This is a genomic window from Arthrobacter sp. UYCu712, assembly GCF_040547005.1.
Lineage (GTDB): Bacteria > Actinomycetota > Actinomycetes > Actinomycetales > Micrococcaceae > Arthrobacter.
On the sequence record NZ_JBEPOZ010000006.1, the window covers coordinates 142,456 to 158,429 of the forward strand.

A 15,974-nucleotide genomic window follows, 5' to 3' on the forward strand; every position below is an offset into this window, starting at 1 on the left:
TTTCATCAGTTCCGGGCTGCTCTGTCCGCCGCGTCCCCGGAGGCGAGGACCGCGCTGGTTGCGCGCTCCTTACCGTTGAGGTCCAGGTGCGTCGTCACTGCGGTCCACAGCCCGGATCGCCGCAGCATGCCGGCAATCCGGCCCGCCTGGACTTCCGCATGTTCCATCACGAAGTAGCCGCCGGGAAGCAGCAGCCGTGCGGCGGAGGCCGCGGCCGCCGTCGGCAGTTCCATTCCGTCCGCTCCCCCGCCATAAAGCGCCTCGGGCGGATCGTGCAGCGCCACTTCGGGCTCGTTCGGGATTGCTTCGGCGGGGATGTACGGAGGGTTGGAGACGACGACGTCGAAGCTGCCGTTGTGTTCGGGGAGGGCCGTGCGCAGGTCCCCGCGGACCAGATTCACACCAAGGGGCAGCAGGTTCTTTGCGGCCCACGCGTGCGCGAACTCGCTGAATTCCACCGCATGGACCTCGGCGCCGGGCACTTCGTGGGCAATCGACCCGGCGATGGCCCCGGATCCGGTACCCAGGTCCGCCACTTTGGGGTGCGGCAGGTCCTGCCGGCGGTCCCTGTCCTTGAGCCAGTCAATGACCAGCTGCACCACTGATTCGGTTTCCGGACGGGGAATGAACACCCCCGGGCCGACAGCCAGTTCCAGGTAGCGGAAGTGCGCCACGCCGGTGATGTGCTGCAGCGGGATCCGTTGCGCCCGCTCGGCCACGAGCCCGGCGTAGCCTTCCGGCGCCGGCGAGTCGCCCAGCATCATTGCCCGGAGCCGGCCAAGGCCGACGCCGAGGAGGTGCTCGGCGAGGAGTTCGGCGTCGACCCGCGGGCTGGGAACCCCGGCAGCGGCCAGCACGGCTGTCGCCTCGCGGACTGCCTCCGCAAGGCTCAGCGCAGGGTCATCAGTCATCACCACGGCACCTGGCGCTTATTCGCCGATGGCGTCGAGCCGGGACTGTTCGTCCAGCTCGATGGCCGACTGGATCACGGGTTCCAGGTCGCCGTTCATGACCTGGTCAAGGTTGTAGGCCTTGTAGCCGGTGCGGTGGTCAGCGATCCGGTTTTCCGGGTAGTTGTATGTGCGGATGCGCTCGGAGCGGTCCATGGTGCGGATCTGCGACTTGCGCTGGGCCGAGTTCTCGGCGTCGATCTGTTCCTGCTGGTGCGCCAGGATGCGGGCGCGCAGGACGCGCATGCCGGCCTCGCGGTTCTGCAGCTGCGACTTCTCGTTCTGCATGGCCACCACGATTCCGGTGGGAAGGTGGGTGATGCGGACGGCCGAGTCGGTCGTGTTGACGGACTGCCCGCCGGGCCCGGAGGAGCGGTAGACGTCGATTTTGAGATCGTTCTGGTTGATCTCGAGTTCCTCGGGCTCGTCCACTTCGGGGAGCACCAGCACGCCGGCGGCCGAGGTGTGGATGCGGCCCTGGGATTCCGTCACGGGGACGCGCTGCACGCGGTGCACGCCGCCTTCGAACTTCAGCCGGGCGTAGACGCCCTCGGCGGGGTCGTTCGAGTTGCCCTTGATGGCCACCTGGACGTCCTTGTACCCGCCAAGGTCGGATTCGTTGGCGGAAATCATTTCCGTCTTCCAGCCGCGGGATTCCGCATAGCGGGTGTACATCCGCAGCAGGTCGGCAGCGAACAGGGCAGCCTCGTCGCCGCCTTCGCCGCCCTTGACTTCGAGGATCACGTTGCGGGCATCGTCGGGATCGCGCGGGATCAGCAGCCGGCGGAGCTTTGCCGCGGCCGTCTCCAGCGCGGCCTCCAGTTCGGGCACCTCCGCGGCAAACTCCGGATCCTCCGAGGCCATCTCCTTGGCTGCCGCCAGGTCATCCTGGATGCCGTGCCAGGCATGGTAGGCCTCGACAATGCCGTTCAGCTGAGCCGAACGCCGCCCCAGTTTCCGGGCCAGCCGCTGGTCAGCATAAACGGCAGGATCCCCAAGCTGCGCCTGGATGGCATCATGCTCATCCAACAGCCCCTGTACGGACTCAAACATTTTCAAACCTCTTTCGACTCTCTCAAGTCTAGTAACTGCGGGCGGGCCCTTTTAAACCAACAACCGCTCGATAAATTGGCGGCCAGGGAGTGGCTTCGGGCCTGCCCTGGCCGGGTGGCTCTCGATCGCAGATCGTGAGCCACCCGGCGGAGGGGCGGGACCGCCAATTTTCGAGCGGTTACGCGACGCTACTTGTCGTTATCGGACTTCGCACCAAGCGTTGTCTTCTGCACCTGCATGAGGAACTCGACGTTGCTCTGGGTCTCCCGGATCTTGTTGGTCAGGAGTTCAAGGCTCTGCTGCGTTTCGAGTCCGGAGAGGACGCGGCGCAGCTTCCACATGATCTTGACTTCCTCGGGGGAAAGCAGATTTTCCTCGCGCCGGGTACCGGACGCGTTGACGTCCACGGCCGGGAAGATGCGCTTGTCCGCCAACTGGCGGGACAGGCGCAGTTCCATGTTGCCGGTGCCCTTGAACTCTTCGAAGATGACCTCGTCCATCTTGGAACCGGTCTCCACGAGGGCGGTTGCCAGGATGGTCAGCGAGCCACCGTTTTCGATGTTGCGGGCTGCACCGAAGAAGCGCTTCGGCGGGTACAGCGCGGCGGAGTCCACGCCACCGGACAGGATGCGGCCGGAGGCCGGTGCTGCCAGGTTGTAGGCGCGGCCCAGTCGGGTCATCGAGTCGAGGAGCACCACAACGTCCATGCCCATTTCCACAAGGCGCTTGGCGCGCTCGATGGAGAGCTCGGCCACGGTGGTGTGGTCGTCGGCGGGACGGTCGAAGGTGGAGGCAATGACCTCGCCCTTGACGGTGCGCTGCATGTCCGTGACTTCTTCGGGGCGTTCGTCAACAAGCACCATCATGAGGTGGACCTCAGGATTGTTGGTGGTGATGGCGTTGGCGATGGACTGCAGGATGAGCGTCTTGCCGGCCTTCGGCGGCGAAACGATCAGGCCGCGCTGGCCCTTGCCGATCGGGGCAACCAGGTCGATGACGCGGGGGCCGATCTTCTTCGGGTCCGTCTCGAGGCGCAGGCGCTCGGAGGGGTACAGCGGGACGAGCTTCGCGAATTCGACGCGGTCCTTGAGTTCCTCGGGGGTCTTGCCGTTGACCGAGGTGACGCGGACCAGGGCATTGAACTTCTGGCGTGCGGACTGCTGCTGGGAACCTTGCGGTGCCTCGCCTTCACGCGGTGCACGGATGGCACCGACGCAGGCGTCGCCCTTGCGCAGGTTGTACTTCTTGACCTGGGCAAGGGACACGTAGACGTCGTTCGGGCCCGGCAGGTAACCGGAGGTGCGGATGAACGCGTAGTTCTCCAGCACGTCGAGGATACCGGCGACGGGCAGCAGGACATCATCCTCGGTGACCTCGACGTCGTCGACGTCCGGTCCCTGGGTGCGTCCCCGACGGCGGTCGTTGCGGTCGCGGAAGCGGTCGTTGCGCGAGGAGTTGTCGCGGCTGTCCTGGCCCCCCGAGCGGTCATTGCGATCGTTGCGGTCACGCCGGTTGCGGCGGTTCCGGCGGCTTCCGCCGTCCGAATCGTCGATGTCGCGGGTGTTGTCCCGGGTGTCATCGCGACGGTTGGTGTCGCGGCCGGCGGTTTCCGTGGTGTCACGGCCGCCGCGGGTGCGGGTGTTCTCGCGGCGCTGGCCGTCTTCGCTGCCCTGTTCGGACTGGCGCTGGTCTGCGCCGCGCTGCTCGGAACGCTGCTCCGTGCGCTGCTCGGAACGCTGCTCCGTGCGCTGCTCGGAACGCTGTTCCGTGCGCTCGGCCTGGCGCTGGTCGCCGGAAGCCTGCTCGGCCGGTGCCTCGTCGCCTGCAGTCTGCGCGGCAGCTTCGCCGCGGCGGCGGTTGCGGGTGCGGGGCTGGCGGGTGCGTTCGCCGGCTTCCGTGCCGGAAGCGGAGGAGCCGTTTTCGGTGCTGCCCGACTCGGCGGCGGCCTCCACCGCGGGGGCAGCAGCGGCCGGTGCTTCGGCGGTCGGAGTCGTGATGACCCCGTCGCTGCCTGCACGCCGGCTGCGGCCACGGCCGCGGGCCCTGGAGTTGTCCTGGCCGTCGGCCTCGACGGTGGTTGCGACGGGCGCTGCAACGGCGGCCTTCGAAACGGTGCTTTCGCTTGCCTTTTCAGCGGCGCGGGCCGGAGCCTTGTTCACCGGAGTGCCCGCACGATGGGCCGAAATGGCTGAGACCAGATCGCCCTTACGCATGCGGGACCCGCCGGAAATACCGAGCTGGCTGGCAAGAGCCTGGAGCTGGGCGAGCTTGAGGCCTGCGAGGCCGCTGCTCTTGGCGGGTGCTGACGTTGACGATCCGGCAGCAGAAGATGATGTTTCCACAGCTGAAGACAGCTCAGTGGTTTCGGTCACGAAGGATCCTTCCCCCTCGACGGCGTCCAGACTAGGAGCTGGACGCGATGATTTGATCTGGGCTGCAGTTCAGATCTGCAGCCGGGATTTCGGCCCTGCCGGATGGATTTTGGCCAGCAAGGCCGGATACTGCGTTCACCTGGCGCGTTCCCGGAACTTAGGGAACGGCGGGCTGACATTTCAGATGGCAGAGATAGTGTCTGCTGAGTCCTGCGTCAGACCAAAAGCAGGTGGCACCGGAGAATATTGCGCAGTGAAAGATGAGAGAGGCAACTGGGCCAACATCGCGGTCTTTTGAACAGTAACTGTATTACCGCCTGCGTGATTACCGCCGGTGCACTTCCACTTTAGCACCTTCAACGTCCACAGCCAGCTTCATCACACGCCAGGCCACTTCCGGCGTGTTGCCTGCAGTGTGGGAACCGATGAAGTCGAACACGGCCCCCGCTTCCGCTTCCCCGTTGGCAAGGACCAGCACCGTGGGTCCTGCTCCGGAGACGACGGCGGCGTGGCCCGCGCGCCGCAGGGCCGCGATCAGTTCGGCGCTGGGCCGCATCGCCTGCGCCCGGTAGCTCTGGTGCAGGTAATCCTCGGTGCCGGGCAGCAGGAATTCGGGCTTTTGCGTCAGCGCATGGATCAGCAGGGCGGCCCGGCCCGAGTTCATGGCCGCGGCGTGGTGGCCTACCGACGCCGGCAGCAGGGCACGCGCCGCCTCGGTGGAAAGCTCAAAATCCGGGACGGCAACGACCGGAATCACCGATTCCGCGACGGCGGCACACGTGCTGCTGTACTGGTCACTGTCCTGCCACGACAGCGCCAGTCCGCCGAATATGGCAGGTGCGACGTTGTCCGGGTGGCCTTCCATGTCGCTTGTCAGCTGCAGGATCCAGTCCTTGCCGCGCCGGGACGCCTCCGGGACCAGCGCATTCGCTGCCGTCACGGCGGCGACCACGGCGGAGGCCGACGAGCCAAGGCCGCGGCCGTGCGGGTTGACGTTGTCGGCGGTGATCCGCAGCCCTTCGTGCCGGAAACCCAACCGGTGCAGCGCCTCGGTGATGGCCTTGACCACCAGGTGGCTCGCGTCCCGCGGCAGGGTTTCCGCACCCTCGCCGCTGAGTTCGAACTCCAGCTCACCGCCGGCCAGCGTTTCCACCGTCAGCGTGTCGTGCAGCGACAGCGCCAGCCCGAGGCTGTCGTAGCCGGGTCCCAGGTTGGCGCTGGTGGCCGGCACCCGCACGGTGACCAGCTGGCCGGCCGGCACTGCCGGGGCGTCGGCGGGAGACTCGGCCGGAATGGTGAGCGTGGTTTCCAAGGCTATTTTTCTTCCAGTCCCAGGGCGGAGGCTACCGTGACGACGTCGTTGGAGACCTTTACGGGCTCGACGTCGCTGCCGTCCTCGGTCCGAAGGGCCCACTGCGGGTCCTTCAGGCCGTGGCCGGTGACCGTGATGACAATCGTTTTCCCGGCGGGGACTTCCCCGGCGGCGTGCTTCTTGATCAGCCCGGCAACGCCGGCAGCGGAGCCGGGCTCCACAAAGACGCCTTCGCGGGCGGACAGCCAGCGGTGGGCGGAGAGGATTTCCTCGTCCGTCACGGCCTCGATCACGCCGCCGGACTCATCCCGCGCAGCCACGGCGGTATCCCAGGAGGCCGGGTTGCCGATCCGGATGGCGGTCGCGATGGTGTCGGGTTCGGTGATGGGGTGGCCGGCGACGAACGGCGCCGCGCCGGCGGCCTGGAAGCCCCACATGACGGGCGTCTTGGTGGCCACGGGGGCCAGGGTGCCGGCCGTCGTGGACTCGAACGGCGCGGAGTACTCCTTGTAGCCCTTCCAGTACGCGCTGATGTTGCCGGCGTTGCCTACCGGGAGGACATGGAAATCGGGGGCGTCGCCGAGGGCGTCGACCACCTCGAACGCTCCGGTCTTCTGGCCTTCGATCCGTGCGGGGTTGACGGAGTTGACCAGGAACACCGGGTACGACTCCCCCAGTTTCCGGGCGATGTCGAGGCAGTCGTCGAAGTTTCCGGCGACCTGCAGCAGCGTGGCGCCATGCGCGATCGCTTGGCTCAGCTTGCCCATGGAGATTTTGCCCTCGGGGACCAGCACGGCGCACTGCAGCCCCGCCGCCGTCGCGTAGGCGGCGGCGGACGCGGAGGTGTTGCCGGTGGAGGCGCACACCACGGCCTTGGCACCGGCGGCGACGGCCGCCGTCATGGCCATGGTCATGCCGCGGTCCTTGAAGGAACCGGTGGGGTTCATGCCTTCGACCTTGAGGTACACATCGCACCCCGTCAGTTCGGAGAGCTTCAGGGCAGGCACCAGCGGGGTGCCGCCCTCGCCCAGGGTGATGACCTTCGTGGCCTCGGTGACAGGCAGGCGTTCGGCGTATTCGCGGATGACTCCGCGCCATTGGTGAGCCACTTAGACTCCTTCTACCCGGAGTACGGATGTAACGGAATTGATGACGTCCAGGCCCTTCACGGCCTCGACGGTGGCTGACAGTGCAGCCTCGCTTGCACGGTGGGTGACGATCCGGAGTTCCGCCGACTCCACCTTGGAATCGGCATCCCGGTGGATGGTCTGCCGCATGATTTCGATGGACACGCCGTGCTCGGCGAACAGCTGGGCGATCCGGGCCAGCACGCCGGGCTGGTCCGCGACATCGAGGCCGATGTAGTAGCTCGTGACGGCGGCGTCGATGGGCAGCGCCGGGACGTGGCCTGTGGTCGTTTCGGTCCGGCCGGGGCCGCCAAGGACCAGCCGGCGGGCAGCGGACACGAGGTCACCCATGACGGCCGAAGCCGTCGGGGTACCGCCGGCGCCCTGGCCGTAGAACATCAGTTCACCGGCGTTCTCGGCCTCGATGAAGACGGCGTTGAACGCGCCGCGGACGGCGGCGAGGGGGTGTTCACGCGGCAGCAGGGTGGGGTGCACGCGCACCGAGACGCCCGGCTGGCCGTCCGTATCCGTGCCTGCGGCAGGCAGCTTCTCGGCGATGGCGAGCAGCTTGATGACGAACCCGGATTCCTTCGCGGCGGCGATGTCTGCGGCGCTGACGGAGCTGATGCCCTCGCAGTGGACGTCCTCCAGGGCGAAGCGTGTGTGGAAGGACAACGAAGCAAGGATGGCTGCCTTCGCGGCGGCGTCGTGGCCTTCGACGTCGGCCGTCGGGTCCGCTTCCGCGTAACCCAGGCGCTGGGCCTCGGCCAGGGCATCGGCGAACTGCGCCCCGGTGGAGTCCATCTGGTCCAGGATGAAGTTGGTGGTGCCGTTGACGATCCCGAGCACGCGGGTGATCCGGTCACCGGACAGGCTGTCCCGGATGGGGCGGAGGATGGGAATGGCCCCGGCCACGGCGGCCTCGTAGGAGAGCTGGACGCCGGCCTTGTCCGCTTCCTCGTAAAGCGTCGGACCGTCCTGCGCCAGCAGGGCCTTGTTGCCGGTGACCACGGAGGCCCCGTGCCGGATGGAGGTCAGGATCAGGCTGCGGGCCGGCTCGATGCCGCCCATCAGTTCGATCACGAGGTCGGCGTCCTTGACGAGGGTCTCGGCGTCGGTGGTGAACAGTTCGTGCGGCAGTTCGACGTCGCGCGGCGCATCGACATTCCGGACGGCGATGCCGCTCAGTTCGAGGCGCGCCCCCGTCCGGGAGGCCAGCGATTCGGCGTCGTCAATGAGAATCCGCGCAACCTGGGCCCCAACGTTGCCACAGCCCAGCAGGGCTACTTTCAGGGTTCGCAATTCTGTCATTCAGACTCCCATGTCGCGGTTCAGCAGATCTTGTTCGGTTTCCCCGCGGACAATCAGCCGGACAGATCCATCGCGCACAGCGACAACGCCCGGCCGGGCCAGATAGTTGTAGTTGCTTGACAGGGCCCAGCAGTAGGCGCCGGTCCCCGGTACAGCGAGCAGATCACCGGCTGCCACGTCCTCGGGCAGATATACATCTCTAACAACTATGTCGCCGCTCTCGCAATGTTTGCCCACCACTCGGGACAGCTGCGGGGCCGCATCGGAGGTCCGCGTCGCCAGAATCGCGGAATAATCCGCGTCGTACAGCACCGGACGGGCGTTATCGCTCATGCCGCCGTCCACTGACACATACCGGCGCGGGTACGTAACGTTTTCCGGCTCTTCATCTGCCGTTCCGGCCGTTCCGCCTGCCGGGGTATCGACCCGGACAGTCTTCAGGGTGCCGACCTCGTAGAGGGTGAAAGTGGTGGTGCCCACGATCGCGCGCCCCGGTTCGATCGAGATCCGGGGAGCGGTGATGCTGAGCTCGGCACACTTGGAACGGACGACGGCGGCCATCGCCTGGGCGATCTCGGTGGCCGGGCGCGGGCTGTCCACGGGCGTGTAGGCGATGCCGTAGCCGCCGCCCAGATCCAGTTCCGGAAGCACGATGGAGTATTTGGCCTGCATCGCGGCCAGGAAGTCCAGGAGTTTCTCCGCCGCGAGGGCGAAGCCGTCCGGCTCGAAAATCTGCGAGCCGATGTGGCAGTGCAGGCCCAGGAGTTCGATGCTGTCATAGCCCGAGGCCGCGGCCACGGCTTCCTCGGCCGCGGACAGCCCGGCCTGCTCCGTGGAGTCACCGGCCATGGAGAGCCCGAATTTCTGGTCCTCGTGCGCGGTGGCGATGAACTCGTGGGTGTGGGCGTACACGCCCGGCGTGAGCCGCAGCATGACCCTGGCGGTTTCGTTCCGGGCTGCGGCGATCGTGGCGACGCGGTCGAGCTCGGCGAGGCTGTCCACGACGATCCGGCCCAGTTTCATGTCCAGGGCCCGGTGGATCTCGGCGTCGGACTTGTTGTTGCCGTGCAGGGCGACGTCGGCGCCCGGGATGCCGGCACGCGCCGCGACGGCGAGTTCCCCGCCGGAAGCGGTGTCGAGACGCAGTCCCTCTTCCTCCACCCAGCGGACCACCGCGGTGCACAGGAAGGACTTCCCGGCGTAGTAGACGTCCACTCCCCCGCAGATATCGGCGAAGGCGTCGTTGAACGCGTCGGAAAAAGCACGCGCCCGGGCGCGGAAGTCGTTCTCGCTCATGACGAACAGCGGCGTCCCGTACTGGCGCTGCAGCTCACTGACCGGGATGCCGTCGATGGCGAGTTCGCCGTCGCCGTTCCGGGCGACGCCGGCCGCCCACATCGGCTCGTGCAGGGCGTTGAGGTCCGCGGGGACCTGCAGCCACTCCGGCGCGAGCGGGGAGGCCGGGTTGGCAGATTTTCCTGTGGCAGCGGTCATGGCAGTTACATCCGTTCCGGCGCCGAGACGCCCAGCAGTTCCAGGCCGTTGGCCAGCACCTGGCTGGTGGCTTCGTTGAGCCACAGCCGGGTACGGTTCACATCGGTAATGGGCTCGTCGCCCTGCGGGGCCACACGGCAGGCGTCGTACCAGCGGTGGTACGCGCCGGCAATGACTTCCAGGTGCCGGGCGACCCGGTGCGGTTCGCGCAGCTCCGCGGCCTTGGCCACGATCGAGGGGTAGCTGCCGAGGTAGGAGAGCAGCTCGTTCTCCGTTGCGTGGTCCAGCAGCGAGGCCTCGAAGCTGTCTCTGCCGTCCACACGGCGCTCGACGCCGGCAGCCACCGCGTTGCGGGCCGTGCCCCGGGACCGGGCGTGGGCGTACTGGACGTAGAACACCGGGTTCTCATTGCTGTGCTTTTTGAGCAGCTCGGGGTCCAGGGTCAGCGGCGAGTCGGCCGGGAAGCGTGCCAGCGAGTAGCGGACGGCGTCCTTGCCCAGCCAGGAGATCAGGTCCTTGAGCTCGATGATGTTGCCGGCGCGTTTGGACAGCTTGGCGCCGTTGACGGAGACCAGCTGGCCGATCAGGACCTCGATGTTGACCTCGGGGTCATCGCCGGCGGCGGCGGCGATGGCCTTGAGCCGGTTGATGTAGCCGTGGTGGTCGGCGCCGAGCAGATAGATCTTTTCGGTGAAGCCGCGGTCCTTCTTGGAGAGGTAGTAGGCGGCGTCGGCGGCGAAGTACGTCGGCTCGCCGTTCGCGCGGATCATCACGCGGTCCTTGTCGTCGCCGAAGTCCGTGGTGCGCAGCCAGACCGCGCCGCCGTCGTCGTAGACATGGCCCTGTTCGCGGAGCCGTGCCACGGCGTCCTCGATGGCACCGGCGTCGTGGAGTTCCTGCTCGGAGAAGTACACATCGAAGTCGACGCCGAACTCCGCAAGGGTCCGCTTGATGTCGTGCAGCTGCGCCTTGTAGGCCGCGCTGCGGATGACCGGCAGCGCCGCCACATCGGTCAGTTCGCGGATGTCCGGGTGCTGCGTCAGGACCTCATGGCCGAGGTCCGCGATGTACTCGCCCGGGTAGCCACCCTCGGGAACGCCGCGGCCGTGCAGCCGGGACAGGACAGAGCGGGCAAAGACGTTCATCTGCGAGCCGGCGTCGTTGACGTAGTACTCGGCCGTGACATCGGCGCCGGATGCCCGGAGCACGCGGGCGATCGAGTCGCCCAGGGCCGCCCAGCGGGTGTGCCCGATGTGCAGCGGGCCCGTGGGGTTGGCGGAGACGAATTCCATGTTCACCACGTGGCCTGCGAGCGCCGAGTTGGTGCCGTACGCCGTGCCCGCCTCAACGATTGCCTTGGCCAGGGCGCCGGCAGCGCCGGCGTCCACCGTGATGTTAAGGAACCCGGGGCCTGCGATGTCGACGGCGGAGACGCCGTCGATGGACTTCAGCCGTGCGCCGAGAACGGCGGCGAACTCCCGCGGATTGGAGCCGGCTGACTTGGCCAGCTGCAGGGCGATGTTGGTGGCCCAATCGCCGTGGTCCCGGTTCTTCGGCCGCTCCACGCGCACCTCATCCGGGACGTCGGATGCGGAGAGCCCGATTTCGCCGGCAGCGACGGCGTCTTTCAGGCAGGCGGAAATGGCGAGGGAGAGTTCTTCTGGGGTCACGGTTCCAGCCTACCGGTGGCCCGCAATGTGGCGGAATTCGGCGGCGGCATGACGGGCCGTCGCAGCGGCACCGGACCGGCCGCATGAGGGCCCCGGCATCACGGGCCGGTCGACACAATCTTTTCAAGGTCGTCTCCGGAGTGAACCATTAGGCTGAAGAGAACGTTGTCATCGGTGTAACCGCCTTGAGCGACACCCCCTGTCCGATCAAACTTGTCCGATCGACCCATGAAACGAGCCTCGGCATGAACACCTCGCTCCGCAAGACCGTCCTGGTCGGCATCGCCGGCCTGTCCCTGGCCGGAACCGCGGCCGGTTGCGCACCCGGCGCCCAGAACACGCCAGCGCAGGCTGCCCCGGGCGCGACGTCCGCGCCCGGTACCGCAAACGGCAACTACAAGGACGGCATCTACTCCGCCGACGGCAACTACATTTCGCCGAACGGCACCGAGACGGTGGGCGTGCAGCTGACGCTGGCCGGCGGGACGGTATCCGATGTCACCATCACCCCGCATCCGTCCAACCCCAATACCAAGAAGTTCCAGGGCGAGTTCGCCGGCGGCATCAAGTCCCAGATCATGGGCAAGAGTCTCGATGAGATCAAGGTCTCCAAGGTGGCCGGTTCCTCGCTGACCAGCGGCGGCTTCAACGCGGCCGTGAAAAAGATCAAGGCCGATGCCGCGTAGTCGTCCGGCAGCCGGGCGGTAGGGAGGCCACGTGCCGCATCCGGGCTGGACGGACTTCAGTTTCGAGGGGATCGGTACCCGCTGGGAGGTTTCCACGCCCTCCCCGCTGCCGGAGAAGCACTGCCGGCGGTTGCTCGACGTCGTGGCGGACTACGACGCCGCCTGGTCCCGATTCCGGCCGGACTCCCTCGTAGCCCGGGCGGCACGGCAGCCGGGGAGCTATCAGCTGCCCGCGGGGGCCGCCGGCCTCGGCCCGCTCTACGAGACGCTGTACCGGCTCAGCGACGGCGCCATGACCCCGCTGATCGGCGGCAGCCTCGAACAGCTCGGCTACGACGAAGGGTACTCGCTGCGGCCCGGCGGTCCCCCGCTTCCCGCCCCGCGCTGGGAAGACGTGCTGGAATGGGACGGCACGGTGCTGACCATTAGCGCGCCCGTCGTGATCGACGTCGGCGCGGCGGGGAAGGGGCAGCTGGCCGATCTGCTTTCCGCCGAACTCCTCGCCGCCGGGATCGGCGAGCATTTCATCGACGCCAGCGGGGACCTGTTGAACCCCGGGACGGCGCCGGTCGAGGTAGCCCTGGAGCACCCCTACGATCCGTCCCGCGCCATCGGCGTCATCAGCCTTGGCGCCGGCGCCCTGTGCGCGTCCGCCGCGAACCGGCGGACCTGGGGAGACGGGCTGCACCATGTCCTGGACGGCACCACGGGCGCGCCCGTGCGGACCGTCGTGGCCAGCTGGGCCATGGCCGGAACCGCGATGCTGGCCGACGCGCTGGCAACCGCCCTGTTTTTCGTCGACGGACCCCGGTTGCGGACCGTCTTCGATTTTTCCTGGCTGACCGTGTACTCGGACGGGCACGCCGAATATTCGGCCGAATTTGAAGGGGCGCTGTTCTCATGACTGCCGTAATCTCGACTCCCATCGGCTCCCGGCTGGACACTGCACTGGGCCGGTTCACGATGTACCGGCTGGTGCTCTGGGTCCTGGCCGTGCTCGCGGCATACAGCCTGCTGCTGAACGTGCTCGGCTGGCTGACCTTCGGGCTGCCGGAGATGCTTGCGCACCTGGCGCTGTGCCTCGGACTGACGTACGGCTCCAACCGCGCACTGGCGGCCCTTTTCCACGTGCGCCCGCATACCGAGTCGTCCCTGATCACGGGCCTGCTGCTGTACTTCCTGTTCTGGCCGACGCAGATCTCGGCGGGGGTGCAGCTGCTGGACCTGGCCGGTGTGGCGCTGGCCTGCGTCCTGGCCTCCGCCTCCAAGTACGCCCTGGCCCGGCGCGGCCGCCACATCTTCAATCCGGCGGCGGCCGGGGCCTTCATCACCGGGCTGACCGGCCTCAACATCGCCACCTGGTGGGCTGCCACACCTGCCATGCTCTGGCTCCTGCTGCCCGGTGTGCTCCTTGTGCTCTACCGGGTGCGGAAGATGCTGATGGCCACCGTGTTCACGGTGGTGGCCGTGTCCATCGTGGCGGCCGAACTGCTCCGGGCCGGTGCGGGGATCGGCGAGGCACTGTGGCAGCCGCTGGCCCAGCGTCCGGTGCTGTTCTTCGTCGGCTTTATGCTCACGGAGCCGCTCACGCTGCCGCCGCGGCGCTGGCAGCAGCTGGCCCTTGCCGCCGTCGTCGGGCTGCTGTTCGCCATCCCGTACAACCTGGGCTTCGTCGCCAACTCCCCCGAACTGGCGCTGCTCGTCGGCAACGCCCTCGCCTTCGCCGCCGGGCAGCGCGGCGGCGTCCGGCTCCGCTTCAAGGGCTCCCGGCCGTTGACGCCGACGACGACCGAGTTCCATTTCATGCCGGAACATCCGGTCCGGTTCAGCCCCGGCCAGTATCTGGAGCTGCACCTGCCCCACGACAAGGCTGCCGGGAAGCCCGATGGCAAGGGGCGGCGGCGGGTGTTCAGCCTGACCAGCGCTCCGGGCGCCCCGGAGCTGAGGATCGGGGTGGGAACAGCCGAGCCGCTGTCCTCGGCCAAACGGTCGCTGCTGGACCTGGAGCACGGCGAAGAACTGACCGCCACCACCGTGGGCGGAGATTTCGTCCTGCCCCGGAAACCCTCGACGCCGGTGCTGCTGATTGCGGCCGGGATCGGCATCACGCCTTATCTGGCCCAGCTGGCCGCGGGCGCGGCCCGGGACAGGGACGTAGTGCTGCTGTACCTGGTCAGGAACGCCGAGGAGTTGGCCTACGCCGGGGAGCTCGAACGTTCCGGCGCCCGGGTTCTGGCCCGGCTCGCAGATGGCTCCGTCCCGCCGCCGTCCATGCAGGATGCAGGGCCCGGCAGGATTGCCGGGGGTTCGCTGAAGACGCTGGTGCCGGACATCGCCGGCCGTGACGTCTTCGTTTCCGGTTCGCCCGCCAGCGTCCGCTCCCTCCGCGCCGCTGCGCGGGATGCCGGCGCCCGGCGCGTCCATGTGGACTCCTTTTCGGGCTACTGAGCGCGTCGATTTTCCCTTGGAGGCCACCTTCCTGCTAAGCTCTAGGACGTCCCGCCGGTAACGGCAGGAACCCTGATTGCCCTCGTAGCTCAGGGGATAGAGCGTCTGCCTCCGGAGCAGAAGGTCGTTGGTTCGATTCCAATCGAGGGCACAGCCAAGAACCCCTAGGATCCACTGGATTCTGGGGGTTCTTTCGTGTTTGCTGACAGGGTGCAGGTTTACAGGCCGCGCTGCGGCCCTACGAATGGGGACATCGGATGGACTTCGGTGCAGCGCTGCTGTTTCCGTTCCAATGGCTGGTCTCGGCCATCATGGTGGGACTCCACGATGGCCTGGGTACCATCGGCATGGCGGCGGCCGGCGGCTGGACCTGGACCCTGTCCATCATCGGCCTGGTGCTGGTCATCCGCGCCGCACTGATTCCCGTATCCCTGAAGCAGATCAAGGCCCAACGCAGCATGCGGCTGCTGCAGCCTGATCTGAAGAAGCTGCAGGAGAAGTACAACGGCCAGACCGACCCGCTGTCCCGGCAGGCCATGGCGCAGGAACAGATGGCCCTGTACAAAAAGCATGGCACCAACCCGTTCTCGGCGTGCCTTCCTTTGCTGATCCAGGTGCCATTCTTCTTCGCGCTCTTCACCGTGATGTCAGGCATTGCGACGGCGGCCGCCAAGGGCCAGGGCATCGGGGCGATGACCGCGGAGCAGGTGGTGCAGTTCGGGGCGTCGAGAATCTTCGGCGCTCCCCTGTCCGCTTCCCTGCTCCACGTCGGCGCCGGTGATCCCCTCAGCGCCGCAGTGCTGGCCATTCTGATGATCCTCACCATGACGGCCGCGCAGTTCATCACCCAGAAGCGCATCTTGGCCAGGAACCTGTCCGCTGAGACCGCGGCAGCTGCGTTCATGTGGCAGCAGAGAACCCTGCTCTACGCCTTGCCGGTCATCTTCGGCGTGGGTGGCATCCTCTTCCCCCTCGGGGTCCTGATCTACTGGACCACCACCAACCTCTGGACCATGGCGCAACAGTTCGTCCTTGACCCGCGGTCGCCCTGAGAGGCGCCGGCCGGGCAAGTCCGCCGGCTCAGCTCCGCGACTCGGCGACGAACTCCTCCTCGCCGTCGAGCTCCACGTCAACGGTGGTGACGCCGTCTGATTCCTTGAACGCATGGGTTTCGTGGGCACCGATGAAGGCCTTGGCAGCATTGCTCGCGGTGTCATCCACACCGCCGACAATCTGGCCGGTGTAGCGCAGGGAAATGAATTCGTGCGGCCTGTACTGCTCAACGGTCGCTTTCATGCCGCCGAGTGAGCCGTCGTCGTCCGGACCCAGGAACCGGATTTCGCCGCTTTGGTCCCAGCCGCCCTCGTAGCGGGAACCGGAGTTGAAGACCCTGGTCCACTCCCGGTAGCTGGCATCGTCCAGCATCGAGTGCCACACGTCCTGCACGGGCGCATTGACCGTCACCGAATATCGCAGTTTTTCCATGCGCGATTCTACGTCCGGGCACGGACCACGAACAGGCACGGACAATCGCCGGCCCGGTCCCCTGCC

Annotated in this window: 12 protein-coding genes, 1 tRNA gene and 1 pseudogene; 5 read left to right on the plus strand and 9 right to left on the minus strand. The window is 67.3% G+C overall.

Translation table 11 applies throughout. The features are described 5' to 3' along the window. Nucleotides 1-5: 5 nt before the first annotated feature. The 8 genes from prmC to argS form a co-directional block, all read right to left on the minus strand. Nucleotides 6-911, minus strand: coding sequence for a peptide chain release factor N(5)-glutamine methyltransferase (prmC, locus tag ABIB51_RS08480; protein ID WP_354187375.1), 906 nt, complete (start codon nucleotides 909-911; stop codon nucleotides 6-8). Nucleotides 912-929: 18 nt separating this feature from the next. Next, complete coding sequence (gene prfA / locus ABIB51_RS08485; protein ID WP_354187377.1) at nucleotides 930-2,003, minus strand: peptide chain release factor 1; 1,074 nt, start codon at nucleotides 2,001-2,003, stop codon at nucleotides 930-932. Nucleotides 2,004-2,191: 188 nt separating this feature from the next. Beyond that, complete coding sequence (gene rho / locus ABIB51_RS08490) at nucleotides 2,192-4,375, minus strand: transcription termination factor Rho (protein ID WP_354187379.1); 2,184 nt, start codon at nucleotides 4,373-4,375, stop codon at nucleotides 2,192-2,194. A 325-nt stretch (nucleotides 4,376-4,700) separates the two neighbouring features. Then, nucleotides 4,701-5,687: a homoserine kinase gene (gene thrB, locus ABIB51_RS08495; RefSeq protein WP_354187381.1), complete on the minus strand. Its 987-nt coding sequence runs from the start codon at nucleotides 5,685-5,687 to the stop codon at nucleotides 4,701-4,703. A 2-nt stretch (nucleotides 5,688-5,689) separates the two neighbouring features. Next, the gene (gene thrC, locus ABIB51_RS08500; RefSeq protein ID WP_354187383.1) at nucleotides 5,690-6,796 is read right to left on the minus strand and encodes a threonine synthase; all 1,107 of its coding nucleotides are present in this window, start codon (nucleotides 6,794-6,796) and stop codon (nucleotides 5,690-5,692) included. Further along, on the minus strand, nucleotides 6,797-8,125 hold the full coding sequence (locus ABIB51_RS08505) for a homoserine dehydrogenase (RefSeq protein ID WP_354187385.1): 1,329 nt from the start codon (nucleotides 8,123-8,125) through the stop codon (nucleotides 6,797-6,799). Continuing rightward, a complete protein-coding gene (gene lysA / locus ABIB51_RS08510; RefSeq protein ID WP_354187387.1) occupies nucleotides 8,126-9,619 on the minus strand; it encodes a diaminopimelate decarboxylase in 1,494 nt (497 codons plus the stop codon). Nucleotides 9,620-9,624: 5 nt separating this feature from the next. Continuing rightward, nucleotides 9,625-11,289 carry an arginine--tRNA ligase gene (argS, locus tag ABIB51_RS08515; protein ID WP_354187389.1) on the minus strand — a complete coding sequence of 555 codons (1,665 nt, stop codon included), beginning with the start codon at nucleotides 11,287-11,289 and terminating at the stop codon, nucleotides 9,625-9,627. Nucleotides 11,290-11,534: 245 nt separating this feature from the next. On the opposite strand from argS, the gene ABIB51_RS08520 reads away from it, so the two are divergent. The 5 genes and pseudogenes from ABIB51_RS08520 to yidC form a co-directional block, all read left to right on the plus strand. After that, nucleotides 11,535-11,975 carry an FMN-binding protein gene (locus tag ABIB51_RS08520; protein WP_354187391.1) on the plus strand — a complete coding sequence of 147 codons (441 nt, stop codon included), beginning with the start codon at nucleotides 11,535-11,537 and terminating at the stop codon, nucleotides 11,973-11,975. Between the two features lie 31 nt (nucleotides 11,976-12,006). Then, complete coding sequence (locus ABIB51_RS08525; RefSeq protein ID WP_354187393.1) at nucleotides 12,007-12,879, plus strand: FAD:protein FMN transferase; 873 nt, start codon at nucleotides 12,007-12,009, stop codon at nucleotides 12,877-12,879. Beyond that, a complete protein-coding gene (locus ABIB51_RS08530) occupies nucleotides 12,876-14,423 on the plus strand; it encodes an FAD-dependent oxidoreductase (protein WP_354187395.1) in 1,548 nt (515 codons plus the stop codon). Before ABIB51_RS08525 ends, ABIB51_RS08530 begins: the two co-directional genes overlap by 4 nt. Before the next feature lie 78 nt (nucleotides 14,424-14,501). Continuing rightward, nucleotides 14,502-14,574, plus strand: a tRNA-Arg gene (locus ABIB51_RS08535). A gap of 106 nt (nucleotides 14,575-14,680) precedes the next feature. Then, nucleotides 14,681-15,472 (plus strand): annotated as a pseudogene (yidC, locus tag ABIB51_RS08540) (membrane protein insertase YidC); the annotation flags it as partial. 31 nt (nucleotides 15,473-15,503) lie between these two features. Here the strand turns inward: yidC and ABIB51_RS08545 are convergent. Beyond that, nucleotides 15,504-15,908 (minus strand): SRPBCC family protein, encoded by a 405-nt coding sequence (locus ABIB51_RS08545; RefSeq protein WP_354187397.1) that lies wholly within the window; start codon nucleotides 15,906-15,908, stop codon nucleotides 15,504-15,506. Between the last annotated feature and the right edge of the window lie 66 nt (nucleotides 15,909-15,974).